Origin of the sequence: Pseudomonas sp. SJZ131 (genome assembly GCF_007828705.1) — a bacterium.
Taxonomy (GTDB): Bacteria; Pseudomonadota; Gammaproteobacteria; order Pseudomonadales; family Pseudomonadaceae; genus Aquipseudomonas; species Aquipseudomonas prosekii.
This window is the reverse complement of the sequence record NZ_VIVC01000004.1, coordinates 341,782-357,906: the sequence shown is the minus strand read 5'-3', so window position 1 is coordinate 357,906 and position 16,125 is coordinate 341,782. Positions and strand designations below refer to the sequence as shown.

Annotated in this window: 12 protein-coding genes; 9 read left to right on the top strand and 3 right to left on the bottom strand. The window is 60.8% G+C overall.

Annotated features, from left to right (window positions below):
- Window positions 1-104: 104 nt before the first annotated feature.
- Window positions 105-2,549, top strand: a complete 2,445-nt coding sequence (locus FBY12_RS19585) for a penicillin-binding protein 1A (RefSeq protein WP_145255090.1) — start codon at window positions 105-107, stop codon at window positions 2,547-2,549.
- A 273-nt stretch (window positions 2,550-2,822) separates the two neighbouring features.
- On the opposite strand, the gene FBY12_RS19580 is transcribed toward FBY12_RS19585, so the two are convergent.
- The 3 genes from FBY12_RS19580 to rpmE form a co-directional block, all read right to left on the bottom strand.
- On the bottom strand, window positions 2,823-4,091 hold the full coding sequence (locus FBY12_RS19580) for a malic enzyme-like NAD(P)-binding protein (protein WP_145255086.1): 1,269 nt from the start codon (window positions 4,089-4,091) through the stop codon (window positions 2,823-2,825).
- Window positions 4,092-4,271: 180 nt separating this feature from the next.
- Window positions 4,272-5,075, bottom strand: coding sequence for a thermonuclease family protein (locus FBY12_RS19575; RefSeq protein WP_145255083.1), 804 nt, complete (start codon window positions 5,073-5,075; stop codon window positions 4,272-4,274).
- 14 nt (window positions 5,076-5,089) lie between these two features.
- Entirely contained in the window at window positions 5,090-5,317 is a 228-nt protein-coding gene (gene rpmE, locus FBY12_RS19570; protein ID WP_092274498.1) for a 50S ribosomal protein L31, read from the bottom strand.
- Between the two features lie 280 nt (window positions 5,318-5,597).
- Between rpmE and FBY12_RS19565 the strand changes: the two genes are divergently transcribed.
- From FBY12_RS19565 to phaZ, 8 genes are all read left to right on the top strand, one after another.
- Window positions 5,598-7,817: a primosomal protein N' gene (locus FBY12_RS19565; RefSeq protein ID WP_145255081.1), complete on the top strand. Its 2,220-nt coding sequence runs from the start codon at window positions 5,598-5,600 to the stop codon at window positions 7,815-7,817.
- Between the two features lie 237 nt (window positions 7,818-8,054).
- Entirely contained in the window at window positions 8,055-9,791 is a 1,737-nt protein-coding gene (argS, locus tag FBY12_RS19560) for an arginine--tRNA ligase (protein ID WP_121731590.1), read from the top strand.
- Window position 9,792: 1 nt separating this feature from the next.
- Window positions 9,793-10,500: an SPOR domain-containing protein gene (locus FBY12_RS19555; protein ID WP_092274507.1), complete on the top strand. Its 708-nt coding sequence runs from the start codon at window positions 9,793-9,795 to the stop codon at window positions 10,498-10,500.
- 244 nt (window positions 10,501-10,744) lie between these two features.
- On the top strand, window positions 10,745-11,275 hold the full coding sequence (hslV, locus tag FBY12_RS19550) for an ATP-dependent protease subunit HslV (protein ID WP_090176604.1): 531 nt from the start codon (window positions 10,745-10,747) through the stop codon (window positions 11,273-11,275).
- A 54-nt stretch (window positions 11,276-11,329) separates the two neighbouring features.
- On the top strand, window positions 11,330-12,670 hold the full coding sequence (gene hslU / locus FBY12_RS19545; RefSeq protein WP_092274510.1) for an ATP-dependent protease ATPase subunit HslU: 1,341 nt from the start codon (window positions 11,330-11,332) through the stop codon (window positions 12,668-12,670).
- 129 nt (window positions 12,671-12,799) lie between these two features.
- Window positions 12,800-13,177, top strand: coding sequence for a gamma-butyrobetaine hydroxylase-like domain-containing protein (locus tag FBY12_RS19540; RefSeq protein WP_092274514.1), 378 nt, complete (start codon window positions 12,800-12,802; stop codon window positions 13,175-13,177).
- A 261-nt stretch (window positions 13,178-13,438) separates the two neighbouring features.
- Complete coding sequence (gene phaC, locus FBY12_RS19535) at window positions 13,439-15,118, top strand: class II poly(R)-hydroxyalkanoic acid synthase (protein ID WP_121731592.1); 1,680 nt, start codon at window positions 13,439-13,441, stop codon at window positions 15,116-15,118.
- 146 nt (window positions 15,119-15,264) lie between these two features.
- Window positions 15,265-16,119 (top strand): poly(3-hydroxyalkanoate) depolymerase, encoded by an 855-nt coding sequence (phaZ, locus tag FBY12_RS19530; protein ID WP_092274519.1) that lies wholly within the window; start codon window positions 15,265-15,267, stop codon window positions 16,117-16,119.
- The last annotated feature ends 6 nt before the right edge of the window (window positions 16,120-16,125 follow it).

The following is a 16,125-nucleotide window of genomic DNA, read 5'->3' as shown; positions in this document are numbered from 1 at the left end:
AATGCCCAGCGATTTTTTCCGCTTTTACTGCCAGCGCGGGTTGTTTTCCTTGTTAAGAAGACCCTGACGCCAAATTCATTTTTCACCCTGGATGTCCAAACGCCTTGATTCGTCTGCTGAAATTTTTCGGTTGGTCCATCGTCGCCGTTTTCTGCGGACTGCTTTTAGGTCTCAGCGGCGCCTATCTTTACCTTAGTCCGGGATTGCCGTCCGTGGAGGCGCTGAGAAGCATTCAGTTGCAGATTCCTCTGCGCGTGTACAGCAGCGATAACAAGTTGATCGCAGAGTTTGGCGAAATGCGCCGCACTCCGATCCGTTTCGCCGACATTCCCCCCAATTTCATTAATGCGTTACTAAGTGCTGAAGACGATAACTTCGCCAACCACTATGGCGTCGATCCCGGCAGCCTGATGCGCGCCGCGACCCAACTGGTCAAGAGCGGCCACATTCAGTCCGGCGGCAGCACTATCACCATGCAGGTCGCGAAGAACTTCTTCCTGACCAGCGAACGCAGCTTCTCGCGTAAAACCACGGAAATTCTCCTCGCGCTGCAGATCGAACGGCAGCTGACCAAGGACGAGATCCTTGAGCTGTACGTCAACAAGATCTACCTCGGCAACCGCGCTTACGGCATCGAGGCGGCGGCGCAGGTTTACTACGGCAAATCGATTCGTGATGTGAGCCTGGCGCAGATGGCGATGATCGCCGGCCTGCCTAAAGCCCCGTCGCGCTTCAACCCACTGGCCAACCCGGCGCGCAGCAAAGAGCGTCGCGACTGGATTCTGGGGCGCATGTACAAGCTCGGGAAAATCACCGAAGCCGACTACACCACGGCGATCAACGAGCCGCTGAACGCCAGCTATCACGTGCCGACCCCGGAAGTGAACGCGCCTTACATCGCCGAAATGGCCCGCGCCGAAATGGTCGGCCGTTACGGCAGCGACGCCTACACCGAAGGTTTCCGCGTCACCACCACGGTGCCGAGCAACCTTCAGGAAATGGCCAACACTGCGCTGCACGAAGGTTTGATGACCTACGACCAGCGCCACGGTTATCGCGGCCCCGAGTCGCGCTTGCCGGGCAAGACCCGCGAAGCCTGGGCCAGCGAGCTGACCAAGCAGCGCACCATCAGCAGTCTGGAACCGGCGATCGTTACCCAAGTCGACAAGAATGGCGTGCAGGTGCTGACCCGCACCGGCGACGAACACGTCAGCTGGGACACGATGAAATGGGCGCGGCCGTTCCTCAACACCAACAGCATGGGCGCCAATCCGAAGCAGCCGTCGGATGTCGCGCAGGTCGGTGACCTGATCCGCGTGCAGCGTCAGCCGGACAATTCGCTGAAATTCAGCCAGATTCCGCAGGCTCAAGGGGCGCTGGTTTCGCTTGATCCGCAGAACGGCGCGATTCGCTCGCTGGTCGGTGGTTTCGCGTTCGAGCAGAGCAACTACAACCGCGCCTTGCAGGCCAAGCGCCAGCCGGGTTCGAGCTTCAAGCCATTTGTCTACAGCGCCGCGCTGGATAACGGCTACACCGCCGCGACGCTGGTGAACGATGCGCCGATCGTGTTTGTCGACGAGTACTTGGACAAAGTCTGGCGGCCGAAGAACGACACCAATACCTTCCTCGGCCCGATCCGCTTGCGTGAAGGTCTGTACAAGTCGCGCAACCTGGTGTCGATCCGATTGCTGCAGGCGCTGGGCGTCGATCGCACCATCGATTACATCAGCAAGTTCGGCTTCAACAAGCAGGATCTGCCGCGCAACCTGTCGCTGGCCCTCGGCACCGCGACGTTGACGCCGATGGAGATCGCCACCGGTTGGAGCACGTTTGCCAACGGCGGCTACAAGATCACCCCGTACATCATCGACAAGATCGAAAGCCGCAATGGCGACACGCTGTTCGTCGCCAACCCGCCAAGCGTGCCGCAGAACGCTGCCGTGGCCAGTGGCATAGCCGCGCCAGCTGCCGCCGAGGCCTTCACGGTCAACGCAACGCCGGGTGAAGCGCCGAGCACTGCAGCGGCGCCGCAAACGCCGGCCGTGGCCGAGCGGATTGTCGATGGTCGCACCACATTCATTCTCAACAGCATGCTTGAGGACGTGATCAAGCGCGGCACTGGTCGCCGCGCACTGGCGCTGGGGCGTTCCGATATCGCTGGCAAAACCGGTACGACCAACGAATCCAAGGATGCGTGGTTCTCCGGTTACAACGCCGATTACGTGACCACGGTGTGGACCGGTTTCGACCAGCCTGAAAGCCTCGGTCGCCGCGAGTTCGGTGGCACTGTGGCGCTGCCGATCTGGATGAATTACATGGCCGCCGCGCTCAAGGACAAGCCGCCGCACACGCAAGCGGAGCCTGAAGGCATCCTCAGCCTGCGGGTTGACCCGGTCAGCGGCCGTGCCGCGTCGCCAGGCACGCCAGGTGCGTACTTTGAGCTGTTCAAGGCTGAAGACACGCCACCGTCGGCCAACGAACTGGGCAACGGCACCGCGCCGGGCAGCCCGCTGCCAGCGGACGAAGCGGCGCCGATCGACTTGTTCTGATCGCGTAACGCAAACCGGGAGCCCCGCCTTCGAAAGAAGCGCGGGGCTTTTTCGTTTCTGATCGTTCCCACGCTGCGCGGGAACGATCAAACATCCGTGTTTCCTGTCACGACGCCTTCGCGGGCAAGCCTCGCTCCTACGGGTCCGGCGCTATCCCTGTAGGAGCGAGGCTTGCCCGCGAAGGGGCCATCACTGCCGCTGCGAAACTCCCAGGCATAAAAAAACCCCGACTCACTTACGAGCCGGGGCTTTCGGTTGATGCGCTACAACGGCTTAGCCGTTAAACACGTCATCCACGCTTTGCAGCGGGTAGTTCTTCGGGTACGGCAGGGTCGCTACGCCGGTCTCGATCGCGGCTTTGGCCACGGCATCGGAGATCACGGTGATCAGGCGTGCATCCATTGGTTTCGGAATGATGTACTCACGACCGAATTCCAGTTTGATGCCGCCGTAGGCGTCGCACACTTCCTGAGGAACCGGCAGCTTGGCCAGTTCGCGCAGGGCGTTGGCGGCGGCCACTTTCATCTCTTCGTTGATGCGCTTGGCGCGAACGTCCAGGGCACCACGGAAGATGAACGGGAAGCCGAGCACGTTGTTGACCTGATTCGGGTAGTCCGAACGGCCAGTGGCCATGATCACGTCGTCGCGGGTGGCGTGTGCCAGTTCCGGGGAGATTTCCGGATCCGGGTTCGAGCACGCGAACACGATCGGGTTGGCCGCCATGGATTTCAGGCCTTCAGCGCTCAGCAGGTTCGGGCCGGAAAGGCCGACGAACACGTCAGCACCGCTCAACGCGTCAGCCAGGGTGCGTTTTTCGGTCGCGTGAGCGAACACCGCTTTGTACTGGTTCAGGTCGTCACGGCCGGAATGGATCACGCCGGTACGGTCAACCATGAAGATGTTTTCGATGTTGGCGCCCATGCTTACCAGCAATTTCATGCAGGAGATGGCGGCCGCACCGGCGCCCAGGCAGACGATCTTGGCGTCAGCGAGGGTTTTGCCAGCGATTTCCAGAGCGTTGATCATGCCGGCCGCCGTTACGATGGCGGTGCCGTGCTGGTCATCGTGGAAAACCGGAATGTCGCACTGCTCGATCAGAGCGCGTTCGATCTCAAAGCACTCAGGCGCCTTGATGTCTTCCAGGTTGATGCCGCCGAAGGTGATGGAGATACGTTTGACGGTGTCGATGAAGGCTTGCGGGCTTTCGGAGTCGACTTCGATGTCGAAAACGTCGATGCCGGCGAAGCGCTTGAACAGCACGCCTTTACCTTCCATGACTGGCTTGGAAGCCAACGGGCCGAGGTTACCCAGGCCGAGAATCGCGGTGCCATCGGAAATGACTGCAACCAGGTTGCCTTTACCGGTGTATTTGTAGGCCAGTTCAGGATCGCGGGCGATTTCGCGTACTGGTTCGGCTACGCCGGGGCTGTAGGCCAGCGACAGATCGCGGGCGGTAGCGGTGGCCTTGGTGAGCTCGACACTCAGCTTCCCTGGACGAGGATGGGCGTGATATTCGAGAGCGGCAGTTTTCAAATCAGACATGTGGGCATTCCGCTTTTTACTGTTGGACAGACGGACCGCCGAGGATACGCGTGTCGCAAAGTCCCTACAAGACTGACCAGTCACCCCTGTCAAGCGCCCTGCCCTACGACTTTGGGCCAAGAGCCACGGAACACAAGGGCTTGACTGTTCACAATCTGGATAAAAAATGTCTACAATTTTTTACCATTGCGCCGTTTGCAGCATCGATGGATCGCCCAATGGCAGCAACCAGCGCGCTTGCCCCTGTTTCATTCCACCGCGCCGCGAGCGATCGACCACCCAGCCGCGCGCCTCGATCTGCTTGCCTTTGAGCCGTTGCAGCGCCGCGACGTCGAATTTGCCGAGCAAATTGGGCGCAACGCGCAGTACAACCGAGCCTTGCAGGGTGATCCAGACTCCGCCGTGATTGCGCTGCACATTGGCCACACGGCCGCTGAGCACGGCGAACCCGGACTGTTGAATCTGCGCCGCTTGCAGTACCGGCGAGCGCTTCCACACTCCGAGGCTGGCCTGTCGCGCCGCGCGCTCTGCGGATTGCTGGCAACTGACCAAATCGACATTCGGCGCCACCGCCACCTGGAAACCGAAACCCTCGGCGAGCATTTGCGCTTCGAGGTTGGCGCCATCGACGCTGTAGACGTGCGCCAACGTGCGGCCATAGCGGTCGTGCGCCTCTTTACCCGGACGCAAACCCACTCGGCCATTGCTGGCCGCCACCAACGCGACAAGACGCTGGCGAGCGGCCACCGCGAACGGTTCGTCGCCGCGACCCTGACGGCCGAGCTCGGGCGTGTTCAAGCCAATCATGCGCACGCTGCGGCCGTCGCTCAGGCGCAGAGTGTCGCCATCGACCACGCGCTCCACGGCAATCGGCGTCAGCCCGGCGGGCACAGGACAAAAGGCCTGCGCGGCGGACAGCCAAATCGCGGACACAAAAAAGGCGCCCACAAGGGACGCCTTTTTCAACAGCGGGGAAAAGCCCATCGGGCCCTTCAACCTTACTCTGCAGCAGCAGGTTTCTTGCCGAAAGCACCGAAACGGTCTGCGAAGCGCTGTACACGGCCGCCAGTATCCAGAGTCTTCTGCTTACCGGTGTAGAACGGGTGGCACTCGTTGCATACGTCAGTACCCAGTGGCTTGCACAGGTTCGAACGGGTTTCGAACTTGTTGCCGCAGCTGCAAGTTACTACGATGGTTTCGTACGCTGGATGGATATCGGCTTTCATGGTGTATTCCTCAGGCTAGCGTGCCGCCACTCAACACTATTGTTGAATACCGCACGTAATTAGGCCGCGGATTCTACCAGACCTTTGAAATCGCGCAAGCTGTCGCTTCAACCGGTCGTCTGCTAGGCTCCCGCTCCAATCGCCCGTCCCTGTAGGAGTGAGCCTGCTCGCGAAAGCGCTGTGTCAGACGCCGCAAGTGCTGACTGATACGCCCTCATCGCGAGCAGGCTCACTCCTACAGGTGATAGCCCCGCCGTTCTGTTGATCGAGATCCCTCCGCGTGCCCGACGCCATTTTGCGCCTCGCCCTGCCTTCGCCGCTGCGCCGTCTGTTCGATTACCGCGCGCCGGCCGGGGTATTGCGCGCCCAGTTGCAACCGAGCATGCGCCTGCGGGTGCCGTTCGGGCGACGGGAAATGATCGGCATTCTGGTCGAAGTCACCGACACCAGCGAAGTCCCGGTAGAGAAACTCAAACCGGCGATTGCCCTGCTCGACGCCACGCCGCCGCTGCCACCGGCGCTGTTCAAACTGTGCCTGTGGACGTCGCAGTATTACCAGCACAGCCTCGGCGATACGTTGAGCTGGGCGTTGCCGGTTCTACTGCGCCAGGGTGAATTGGCCGAAGCGCGCCAGGAGCGCTTCTGGTCCGCCGCGCCCGGCGCCAGCCTTGATGACCCGCGCATCGCCCGCGCGCCGCGTCAGCGTGAAGCGTTGGCGACACTGGCGCAGCACCCGCACGGCGTCGCTCATCAATTGCTCAGCAAACTGATGCTGAGCAAGGACAGCCTCGACCTGTTGCTCGCCAAAGAACTGGTGCAGGTGGAAATCCGCAAACACGCGCCCGACGCCCGCCACGAACATTGGCTGGCGCAACCGGAACTGCCGCTCAACCCGGAACAACGCGCCGCTTACGAGGCGATCCGCGCCGGGTTCGACAGTTATCACGCGTTCCTGCTGGCCGGCGTCACCGGCAGCGGCAAGACCGAAGTGTATTTGCAGTTGATCCGCGAAACCCTCGAGGCCGGCAAGCAAGCGCTGGTGCTGATCCCGGAAATCAACCTCGGTCCGCAAACCCTGGCGCGCTTCGAGCAGCGCTTCAATGCGCGCATTGCGCTGATCCATTCGGCGGTCAACGATCGCGAACGCCTCGAAGCCTGGCTGGCCGCGCGCGATGGCGACGCCGACATTATTATCGGCACGCGTTCGGCGCTGTTCACGCCGATGAAAAATCCCGGCCTGATCATCATCGACGAGGAGCACGACGGCTCTTATAAACAGCAGGAAGGCCTGCGCTATCACGCGCGGGATCTGGCGCTGGTGCGGGCGCGGCAGGAAAACATCCCGATTGTCCTCGGCTCCGCAACGCCGTCGCTCGAAAGCCTGCACAACGCCTACACCGGCCGTTACGGCCTGCTGCGCCTGAACGAGCGCGCGGGCGGCGCCAAGCAACCGCGCTTTCTGCGCCTGGACGTGAAAAGCCGTCCGCTGGACAGCGGCATTTCCGGGCCGATGCAGCAAGCCATCGGCCAGACGCTGGCGGCCGGGCAACAGGTGTTGGTGTTCCTCAATCGACGCGGTTTTGCGCCGACGCTGCTGTGCCACGATTGCGGCTGGATGTCTGAATGCCAGCGTTGCGATGCGCGGATGACCGTGCACCAGCGCTCCGGCGAACTGCGCTGCCACCATTGCGGCTACGTCGAACGCGTGCCGCGGCATTGTCCGAAGTGCGGCAAGGTCGATTTGCGCCCGGTCGGCGCCGGCACCGAGCGCGCCGAGGAGCGCCTGGCGATTCTGTTCCCGGATGTGCCGGTGTTGCGGGTCGACCGCGACAGCACTTCGCGCAAGGATGCGATGAATCAACTGTTCGCGACGATCCAGAAAGGCCAGCCGTGCATTCTGGTCGGCACGCAGATGCTCGCCAAAGGGCACCACTTTCCACGGGTGACGCTGGTGTCGATTCTCGATGCTGACGGCGGGCTGTTTTCCGGCGACTTCCGCGCCAGCGAGCGCATGGCGCAACTGATCGTGCAGGTCGCCGGGCGCGCGGGCCGGGCGGAAGAACCGGGCCGAGTGATCATTCAGACGCACCTCGCCGACCATCCGCTGCTGGTGCAATTGACCGAGCAGGGTTATTTCGCGTTTGCCGAGCAAGCCTTGAGCGAGCGTCGTTCGGCCGGGCTGCCGCCGTTTGCGCATCTGGCGCTGCTGCGCGCCGAAGCGCACAAACCGGGACAGGCTGAAGGCTTTCTCGATGAAGCGTGCAGCGAGGCGGAACGCTTGCTTGCCGAGCAGAATCTGAGCGGGATTGAATTGTTGGGGCCAGTGCCGGCGCCGATGGAGCGGCGCGCCGGGCGTTATCGCGCGCAGTTGTTGTTGCAAGCCACGGCGCGGGCGCCGCTGCATCGGTTGCTGAGCAGTTGGTTGCTGGCGCTGGAGCAAATGCCGAGCGGGCGGGCGGTGCGTTGGTCGCTGGATGTTGATCCCGTCGATTTGTATTGATTGGGAAATTGCCTTCGCGGGCAAGCCTCGCTCCTACAGGTCATGTGGCGTTCGAAAATGATGCGCACGACCCATAACCTGTAGGAGCGAGGCTTGCCCGCGAAGAGGCCCTATTTGTCACCACATATCCATAACCTGCCCGCTATAGTTGGCAAGCACGTCCGTGCCACGGATAATGCCCAGTTTTTCCACTAGCGCATCCAGGCGCCGCCGCGCTTGCGGTCGAAAGAGAACACCATGAAAGACACCATTCGCCAGCTGATCCAACAAGCCATCACCCAACTCGTCAACGAAGGTGTGTTGCCTGAAGGCCTGTCGCCGGCGATCCAGGTGGAAAACTCGCGCGACAAGAAAAACGGCGACTTCGCCAGCAACATCGCGATGATGCTGGCCAAACCGGCCGGGATGAAGCCGCGTGATCTGGCGGAAAAAATCATCGCCGCGCTGCCGGCTGACGATAACGTCAGCAAAACCGAAATCGCCGGGCCGGGCTTCCTCAATTTCTTCCAGAACACCCAAGCCCTGGCTGCGCGCCTCGACGCCGCACTGGCCGATAAAAATATCGGCGTGCGCAAGGCCGGCCCGCTGCAACGCACCGTGGTTGACCTGTCGGCGCCAAACCTGGCGAAAGAAATGCACGTCGGCCACTTGCGCTCGACGATCATCGGCGACGGCGTGGCGCGGGTTCTGGAATTCCTCGGCGACACCGTGATCCGGCAGAACCACGTCGGCGACTGGGGCACCCAGTTCGGCATGTTGATGGCGTATCTGCAGGAAAACCCGATCACCAGCGATGAGCTGTCGGACCTGGAAAACTTCTACCGCGCCGCCAAGCAGCGCTTCGACGGCAGCGAAGAATTCGCCGACCGCGCCCGTGGCCTGGTGGTCAAGTTGCAGGCCGGCGATGCCGAATGCCTGGCGCTGTGGACGCGTTTCCGCGAGATTTCGCTGTCGCACTGCCAAGCCATTTACGAACAACTCAACGTCAAACTGACGATGGCCGACGTGATGGGCGAAAGTGCCTACAACGACGACCTGATCAACGTGGTCAACGACCTCAAGGCCGCTGGCCTGCTGGTCGAAAGCAACGGCGCGCAATGCGTGTTCCTCGACGAATTCAAGAACGCCGACGGCGACCCGCTGCCGGTGATCATCGTCAAGGCTGATGGCGGCTACCTGTACGCCACCACTGACCTGGCAGCCGTGCGTTATCGCAGCGGCAAACTGAAAGCCGATCGCGCGTTGTACTTCGTCGATCAGCGTCAGGCGCTGCACTTCCAGCAAGTGTTCCAGGTCGCGCGGCTGGCCGGTTTTGTCACGCACCCGATGGAAATGGAACACATGGGGTTCGGCACCATGAACGGCGCCGATGGCCGTCCGTTCAAGACCCGTGATGGCGGCACCGTGAAGCTGGTCGATCTGCTGACCGAAGCCAAGGACCGCGCCTACACGCTGGTCAAAGAGAAAAACCCGGAGCTGGCCGAAGACGATTTGCGCAACATCGCCAAGGTCGTGGGGATTGGCGCGGTGAAATACGCCGACCTGTCCAAGCACCGCACCAGCGACTACAGCTTCAACTTCGATTTGATGCTCAACTTCGAAGGCAACACCGCGCCGTACTTGCTGTACGCCTACACCCGCGTGGCCGGCGTGTTCCGCAAACTGGGCAAGGATTTCAGCGCAGTCGAAGGGCAGATCGTCCTCGAAGCGCCGCATGAACTGGAGCTGGCGACCAAACTGGCGCAGTTCGCCGAAGTGCTGAACAACGTTTCTGACAAAGGAACGCCGCACACGCTGTGCACCTACCTGTACGATGTCGCCGGTCTGTTCTCGAGTTTCTACGAGAACTGCCCGATCCTCAGCGCCGACACCCCGGCACAAATGCAAAGCCGTCTGCGCCTCGCCGCGCTGACCGGCCGCACACTCAAGCAAGGCCTGGAACTGTTGGGTCTGGAAACTCTGGAGCGTATGTAAGTTGGCTGCCAAGAAAAAACCTGCACCCAAGCGCGGCGCCAGTCGTTACACCGCTCCTGCCAAGCAACCGATTCCGGGTTGGCTGTGGATGGCCATCGGCCTCACGGTCGGCGCGTTTATCGTGTTCCTGATGAAACTGGAACCGGGCAAGGGCAGCGAGAGCGTCAAGCGCGAAAAGATCGAACAGCAGAAAGCGTCGAAGATCGCCGAGGCCAACAAGACCCCGCCGAGCCCGACGCAGCCGGTGAAGCCGAAGTACGACTTCTATACCTTGCTGCCGGAATCGGAAGTGATCGTGCCGCCGGACGCGGTGCCGGAGAAGACTCTGCCGACGCCGCAAGTGCCCGCCGTGCCGACCACGCCGGTGACCCCGGAGCAAGCGGCGAAGATCGACACCGCGCGCGCTCAGGCGGCTCTGGCCGGGATTACCCCGCCACCAGCACCGCCGGTGTCGAAAGCGGCGCCAGTGACCAAGTTCTTCTTGCAGGCCGGTTCGTTCCGCAAAGAAGCGGATGCCGACAAGGTTCGCGCGCAGATCATTTTGCTCGGTCAGGCCGTGGCGGTTGAATCCGGCACGGTCAAGGACGAAACCTGGTACCGCGTTTTGGTCGGCCCGTTCAGCAACCGCGAACAGCTGACCACCGCGCAAAAACAACTGGCCGGCAGCGGCTTTAGCAACCTGTTGTTACAACAACGCCAAAGCCGCTGATTTCGTCAGCAGCACCGCGTTATCGTTCTTCGCGGGCAAGCCTCGCCCCTACAGGTTTACGTCGTCCACACGATGCATTCCCTGTAGAAGCGAGGCTTGCCCGCGAAGGCGCCAGAACAAACAACACACCCTCCCCCGCTTAACGCCATTCGTCCCCCGCCGCTGCCTGCAGTTGAAAAATTCTCCACCACCCCCATATGAGTTGGCATAAGGCATTTTCGCCCCGCTGCGTGGAGACTCTCCCTTGACCACCATCGTTTCAGTTCGCCGCCACGGCAAAGTCGTCATGGGCGGCGACGGCCAGGTTTCTCTCGGCAATACCGTGATGAAAGGCAACGCCAAGAAAGTCCGTCGCCTGTACCACGGCCAAGTCATTGCCGGTTTTGCCGGGGCCACCGCTGACGCCTTCACCCTCTTCGAACGTTTCGAAGGCCAGCTCGAAAAACATCAAGGTCACCTCGTTCGCGCCGCCGTCGAACTCGCCAAAGAATGGCGCACCGACCGCTCCCTCAGCCGCCTCGAAGCCATGCTCGCGGTCGCCAACAAAGACGCCTCGCTGATCATCACCGGCAACGGTGACGTGGTCGAACCCGAACAAGGCTTGATCGCCATGGGTTCCGGTGGCGGCTACGCTCAAGCAGCGGCCAGCGCCCTGCTGAAGAAAACCGATCTGTCGGCGCGGGAAATCGTTGAAACCGCGCTCGGCATCGCTGGCGACATCTGCGTATTCACCAACCACACCTTTACCATTGAGGAGCAGGACCTCGCCGAGTAAGCCTGTTTCGGCCACGCGCCACGGCTCGCTTTTGCTAGAGGACCGCCAAAAACTATGTCCATGACTCCCCGTGAAATCGTCCACGAACTCAACCGCCATATCATCGGCCAGGACGATGCCAAGCGCGCCGTCGCCATCGCGCTGCGTAACCGCTGGCGCCGGATGCAACTGCCGGAAGAGCTGCGCGTTGAAGTAACGCCAAAGAACATCCTGATGATCGGCCCGACCGGTGTCGGTAAAACCGAAATCGCCCGGCGCCTGGCGAAACTGGCCAACGCGCCGTTCATCAAGGTCGAAGCGACCAAATTCACCGAAGTCGGCTACGTTGGCCGCGACGTCGAATCGATCATCCGTGACCTCGCCGACGCCGCGCTCAAGCTGCTGCGCGAACAGGAAATGACCAAGGTTCGCCACCGCGCCGAAGACGCTGCCGAGGACCGCATTCTCGACGCCCTGCTGCCACCGGCGCGCATGGGTTTCAGCAACGAAGAATCGACTTCGTCGGCCGATTCCAATACCCGTCAGCTGTTCCGCAAGCGTCTGCGCGAAGGTCAGCTGGATGACAAGGAAATCGACATCGAAGTCGCCGAAGTGGCCGGCGTCGATATTTCCGCGCCACCAGGCATGGAAGAGATGACCAACCAGTTGCAGAGCCTGTTTGCCAACATGGGCAAGGGCAAAAAGAAGAGCCGCAAGCTCAAGGTCAAAGAAGCGCTGAAACTGGTGCGCGATGAAGAAGCCGGGCGTCTGGTCAACGAAGAAGAATTGAAGGCCAAGGCGCTGGAAGCGGTCGAGCAGCACGGCATCGTTTTCATCGATGAAATCGACAAGGTTGCCAAGCGCGGCAATTCCGGCGGCGTCGATGTTTCCCGTGAAGGTGTGCAGCGCGATTTGCTGCCGCTGATCGAAGGTTGCACGGTCAACACCAAGCTGGGCATGGTCAAGACTGACCACATCCTGTTCATCGCGTCCGGCGCGTTCCACTTGAGCAAGCCGAGCGATCTGGTGCCGGAACTGCAAGGTCGTCTGCCGATTCGCGTCGAGCTCAAAGCGCTGACGCCGGAAGACTTCGAACGCATTCTCAGCGAGCCGCACGCCTCGTTGACCGAGCAATATTGCGCACTGCTGAAAACCGAAGGCCTGGGCATCGAGTTCCAGCCGGACGGGATCAAGCGCATCGCCGAGATCGCTTGGCAGGTCAACGAGAAAACCGAAAACATCGGCGCCCGTCGTTTGCACACGCTGCTTGAGCGTTTGCTTGAAGAGGTATCGTTCAGCGCCGGTGATCTGGCCAGCGCGCATGACGACAAGGTAATCCTGATCGACGCCGCCTACGTCAACAGCCACCTCGGCGAATTGGCGGAAAACGAAGACCTGTCCCGCTACATTCTGTAGAGCCAAACTTGTAGGAGCGATGCTTGCTCGCGAAATCGGTCATCCATTCAACATACATGTCGACTGACCTGACGCTTTCGCGAGCAAGCTTCGCTCCTACAGGGTTCCATCCATAACGGAACTCACTCCATGACCCAACTTCCCACCGACATCAAACTGCACAAAGCCTCGAAAACCCTGTCGCTGAAATACGCGTCCGGCGAGGAATTTCACTTGCCCGCCGAATTTCTGCGCGTGCATTCGCCTTCCGCCGAGGTCCAGGGCCACGGCAAACCTATCCTGCAATTTGGCAAGATCGCGGTAGGCCTGAGCAAGGTCGAGCCGGCCGGTCAGTACGCCCTGAAGTTGACCTTCGACGACGGCCACGACAGCGGCCTGTTCACGTGGGAATACCTCTACCAACTGGCCGTGCGCCAGGAAGATCTGTGGAACGATTATCTTGCCGAACTCAAAGCGGCCGGCAAAACCCGCGATCCGAGCCAGTCCATCGTCAAGCTGATGCTCTAGCTCAGGCCTCTCGCTCTTTAGAGCGCATTTTCTAATTTCATCTGTTTGAATGCTCCGCTACGGCGCCGAGGATCGGCCCGCTTGCGAAAAAAATTAAACTCGGGTAACCAATGGAACTGGCAAGTTCCCTGCAACGCTCTGTGATGTGAAAAGCGGCGTAATTGCAGAATTAACGGTCAACCCGAGCAGCAGTACCTGACATTGGCTGCGTGACGATGCAGCGGGCCCAGGTACTCGTCTCAGGACAATGGAGCGTCGTAGATGAGTGACAAGAACAACGATGACCTGAAGTACCAAGCCTCGGAAAACACCCTGGGGCTTAATCCTGTTGTTGGGCTGCGTGGAAAGGATCTACTGGCTTCTGCTCGAATGGTATTGCGCCAAGCCATCAAACAACCGATTCACAGCGTCAAGCATGTCGCGCATTTCGGTCTTGAACTCAAAAACGTGCTGTTCGGCAAATCCGAACTGCAACCTCCCGGCGACGACCGTCGCTTTGTCGATCCGGCCTGGAGCCAGAACCCGCTCTACAAACGTTATCTGCAGACTTACCTGGCCTGGCGCAAAGAACTGCACGCCTGGATCGACGACAGTAGCCTGTCGCCCAAAGACGTTGCGCGCGGGCATTTCGTGATCAACCTGATGACCGAAGCCATGGCCCCGACCAACAGTGCGGCCAACCCTGCTGCGGTCAAACGCTTCTTCGAAACCGGCGGCAAGAGTTTGCTCGACGGCCTCTCGCACCTGGCCAAAGACATCGTGCACAACGGCGGCATGCCGAGCCAGGTCAACATGGGCGCGTTCGAAGTCGGCAAATCGCTGGGCGTGACCGAAGGCGCGGTGGTGTTTCGCAACGACGTGCTGGAGCTGATCCAGTACCGGCCGATCACCGAGCAAGTGCACGAACGACCCTTGCTGGTGGTGCCGCCGCAGATCAACAAGTTCTACGTATTCGACCTCAGCCCGGACAAGAGCCTGGCGCGGTTTTGCCTGCGCAATAACGTGCAAACCTTCATTGTCAGTTGGCGCAACCCGACCAAGGAACAGCGCGAATGGGGCCTTTCGACCTACATTGAAGCGCTCAAGGAAGCGGTCGATGTGGTCACCGCGATCACCGGCAGCAAAGACGTGAACATGCTCGGGGCCTGCTCCGGCGGCATCACTTGCACCGCGTTGCTCGGGCATTACGCGGCGATTGGCGAGAAAAAGGTCAACGCCCTGACGCTGCTGGTGAGCGTGCTCGATACCACGCTGGACAGCGACGTCGCGCTGTTTGTCGATGAACAAACCCTCGAAACCGCCAAGCGCCATTCCTATCAGGCCGGCGTGCTCGAAGGTCGCGACATGGCCAAAGTGTTCGCCTGGATGCGCCCCAACGATCTGATCTGGAACTACTGGGTCAACAATTACCTGTTGGGCAACGAGCCACCGGTGTTCGACATTTTGTTCTGGAACAACGACACCACGCGCTTGCCGGCCGCGTTCCACGGCGACCTGATCGAGATGTTCAAAAACAATCCGCTGACGCGCTCCAATGCACTGGAAGTGTGCGGCACGCCGATTGACTTGAAGCAGGTCACCGCCGACATCTTTTCCCTGGCCGGGACCAACGACCACATCACGCCGTGGAAGTCTTGCTACAAGTCGGCGCAGTTGTTTGGCGGCAATGTCGAGTTTGTGTTGTCGAGCAGCGGCCACATCCAAAGCATTCTGAACCCGCCTGGTAATCCGAAGTCACGATATATGACCAGTGCCGAGATGCCGACGAAGGCTGAGGACTGGCAGGAAAATTCCACCAAACACACCGATTCCTGGTGGTTGCACTGGCAGGCATGGCAGGCCGAGCGTTCCGGCAAGTTGAAGAAATCCCCGACCAGCCTCGGTAACAAAACCTACACCGCCGGCGAAGCTGCGCCGGGCACTTACGTACACGAGCGGTAACTGAAACCCCACTCTTCTGTAGGAGCACAGCTTGCTCGCGATCGCGGTCGGTCATTCAACATTGATGTCGACTGACCCGGCGCCATCGCCAGCAAGCTGTGCTCCTACAGGGACCGGGGATGAATAACACCCACAGGGCCTGAAGCATGCCGCAACCGTTCGTTTTTCGTACCGTCGACCTGGATGGCCAGACCCTCCGCACTGCGGTACGCCCCGGCAAGCCTCACTTGACGCCCTTGCTGATTTTCAACGGCATCGGCGCTAACTTGGAGCTGGTGTTTCCGTTCGTCGCGGCGCTGGACCCGGACCTCGAAGTCATCGCTTTCGACGTGCCCGGAGTCGGCGGTTCGTCGACGCCGAATCGTCCTTATCGCTTTCCAGGCCTGGCGAAACTCACTGCGCGCATGCTCGATTATCTCGACTACGGGCAAGTCAACGTGATCGGTGTGTCGTGGGGCGGCGCCCTCGCGCAGCAGTTCGCCTATGACTATCCCGAGCGCTGCAAAAAACTCGTGCTCGCAGCCACTGCGGCGGGCGCGGTGATGGTGCCGGGCAAACCGAAAGTGCTGTGGATGATGGCGAGCCCACGGCGCTATATCCAGCCATCGCACGTGATCCGCATCGCGCCGATGATCTACGGCGGTTCGTTCCGTCGCGACCCGACACTGGCGGCCAATCACGCGGCGAAAGTGCGTTCGGCCGGCAAGCTCGGTTATTACTGGCAATTGTTCGCCGGCCTCGGCTGGACCAGCATTCACTGGCTGCACAAGATCCACCAACCTACGCTGGTGCTGGCCGGCGACGACGATCCGCTGATCCCGTTGATCAACATGCGCATGCTCGCCTGGCGCATTCCCAACGCGCAGTTGCACATCATCGATGACGGTCACCTGTTCCTGATCACCCGCGCCGAAGCGGTGGCGCCGATCATCATGAAATTCCTCGAGGAAGAACGTCAGCGTGCGGTGATGCATCCGCACCCGGCGCCATTGGGCGGCTGAGCCACC

Excerpts from the sequence above, each read along its gene's own strand:
- FBY12_RS19580 (WP_145255086.1), bottom strand. The coding sequence starts at position 4,091 with ATGTCTGATTTGAAAACTGCCGCTCTCGAATATCACGCCCATCCTCGT.
- FBY12_RS19575 (WP_145255083.1), bottom strand. The coding sequence starts at position 5,075 with ATGGGCTTTTCCCCGCTGTTGAAAAAGGCGTCCCTTGTGGGCGCCTTT.
- rpmE (WP_092274498.1), bottom strand. The coding sequence starts at position 5,317 with ATGAAAGCCGATATCCATCCAGCGTACGAAACCATCGTAGTAACTTGC.
- argS (WP_121731590.1), top strand. The coding sequence starts at position 8,055 with ATGAAAGACACCATTCGCCAGCTGATCCAACAAGCCATCACCCAACTC.
- hslU (WP_092274510.1), top strand. The coding sequence starts at position 11,330 with ATGTCCATGACTCCCCGTGAAATCGTCCACGAACTCAACCGCCATATC.
- FBY12_RS19540 (WP_092274514.1), top strand. The coding sequence starts at position 12,800 with ATGACCCAACTTCCCACCGACATCAAACTGCACAAAGCCTCGAAAACC.
- phaC (WP_121731592.1), top strand. The coding sequence starts at position 13,439 with ATGAGTGACAAGAACAACGATGACCTGAAGTACCAAGCCTCGGAAAAC.
- phaZ (WP_092274519.1), top strand. The coding sequence starts at position 15,265 with ATGCCGCAACCGTTCGTTTTTCGTACCGTCGACCTGGATGGCCAGACC.